Origin of the sequence: Acinetobacter sp. YH16051 (assembly GCF_013417135.1) — a bacterium.
GTDB lineage: Bacteria > Pseudomonadota > Gammaproteobacteria > Pseudomonadales > Moraxellaceae > Acinetobacter > Acinetobacter towneri.
On the sequence record NZ_VPEN01000091.1, the window covers coordinates 1 to 2,014 of the forward strand.

Annotated in this window: 2 protein-coding genes; one reads left to right on the top strand and one right to left on the bottom strand. The window is 38.7% G+C overall.

The annotated features are described in order from the left end of the window. The coding region (locus tag FTV41_RS14455; protein WP_179996739.1) for a glycerophosphodiester phosphodiesterase at nucleotides 1–804 on the top strand (804 nt) is incomplete at its 5' end. Between the two features lie 86 nt (nucleotides 805–890). On the opposite strand, the gene FTV41_RS14460 is transcribed toward FTV41_RS14455, so the two are convergent. Continuing rightward, nucleotides 891–2,014 (bottom strand): IS4 family transposase (locus FTV41_RS14460; protein ID WP_179996740.1); only part of this gene is annotated, 1,124 nt, incomplete at its 5' end.

Here is a 2,014-nt window from a genome sequence, read left to right on the forward strand (position 1 = left end):
AAAATTGAAGATTTGACGCTCGCAGAAATTCAAAACTTACGCACCATTCCAAATGGACGTAAAGTACCGACAATGGATGAAATTCTTGCGGCTGTAAAACAATATCCAAATGTGACAAACTTCATTGAAATAAAGAGTTCAAAACCTGAAATTGTACCAAAAATTAAGGAATTGCTAGATAAGCATAATGCCTATGATCAAGCGATTGTCATCAGTTTCGTTGGCGATCAAATTCTACATATGAAGAATGAAATTCCTGGTGTATCCACTGGATACTTGACCAGTACGCCAACAGCTCAAAGCAATATTGTCAACACGCGCCGCATTTTAGATGCTGCACAAAAATACTCTTCTACTTTTAATCCTTCTTTTTCTGGTTTAAATAAAGAGCTGATGATGATGGCGAGCCAGCGCGGCGTGACTTTCTGGCCATGGACTTTCCGCTTAAATAAAGATGACTTCTACCGCATGTATGTACAAGGCACACATGGTCTAACGACTGATTATGCGCATGAATCTTCAAATCTGGCGGTAAAATTGAATACAGCAAGTCAGCTCATAGCCACTGCAGGCAAGCCTGTAGAAATCAATGCAGAAATCCAAACTCAAATTGGAACGAAATCGAATTATCTTGTTAAAAATATGCTGGTTTTGCCAAATTCGGCTAAATATACGCAAAATGGCCAAGGGCTGACATTTACTGAAAAAGGTACAGCTTATGTCATGCCAAGCTATCAATATACGATGGCACCAAATTACACCTATACGATTTATGCAAAACCTGTCACTGTAACAATTCAATAAAATTAAAACATATGCTTAGATTCTTAGAGCATCACCTTGATGAGTTAATGTAGTAAAAACCCACTGTAAAGTGTAATGCCAGTCAGTTAAGAGATTGACTGGCTTTTTCTTGGGTATTTTTGAGGTTTTCCTTTTACAACCCTTGGATAACTCCTCACTCTTCTCTCAGGTATAACATACCGATTAGATTTCTCCATTAAACTTTCCAGATGTTTGGGTAGATTACCTGCAGAAGCCAAAGAGTCGAATCTGAGTAAATTAAGAAGGGCAATAGATGCAATATGAAAACTGATCCTCAACGGGCTTACTTTGGCACGTTGAGCCATATATTTCATTTGTCTTCTCAGCACGTTATAAGCAATCAAGACACCCCATAATTCTTGATAAATTAAGTCTGGCTGTTTGCTCCTTAAGTGCTTACCTTCCTGTAAATTGCTTTTAATTTCTCGGTAACACATCTCTATCTCCCAACGTTGAGCATATAACTTTGCTAAAGTTCGAGCTGGATATGTCTTTGAATCTAATAATGAAGTGATATAACGGCGGATTTTTCCTGCCTGCTCAACTTCAATTAAACGTGCTTCCCAGTAATCTCCTAATGCTGGATTAAGTTTTTTGGCTCTTGCTGATATTGGCATCCTGATATGAAAATCATGTGGGGAATTCCGTTTAATTATGTCATAACGTAAATTATCTTTAGCTCGCATAAGCCAATGGCTTGATTCTCCACGTGTTTGCCAGCCTATTAAAAAATCAGCAGAGAAATAAGCTCGATCAAACAAAGTAATACTTTGTGCTGGAGGAGATAATTGATTTGCTAATGTGAGTTCACCTTGATCCATACTGCCTATTTGGGCATCTATGATTTCATGAGTATTGGTATTCACTAGACACGTGGCTCTAACTTGTGGGTAAGGTGCTACAGCAGTTTTACCTTTAGATGAGCCAAAATGATTAAAGTTCTCTTCGGTCAGCGGCATAGACCAAACCACCCCGTCAACAGCACATACACTAAGACCTTCTAAGCTTGAATATTGTTGTTGTGATTCATCAAACCATGCTTGGCTGATTAAGGAGAATAAGGCAGCTAAGGGTTCTCGACCTAAACGTTGTCGAGCTTGGACAGCTGCACTAGGAACACAATAATCTGTTGTACCAAACACGGGTTTCAATTGGTCTAACAAATAGCTGATGGGTTGATTGTGAAACA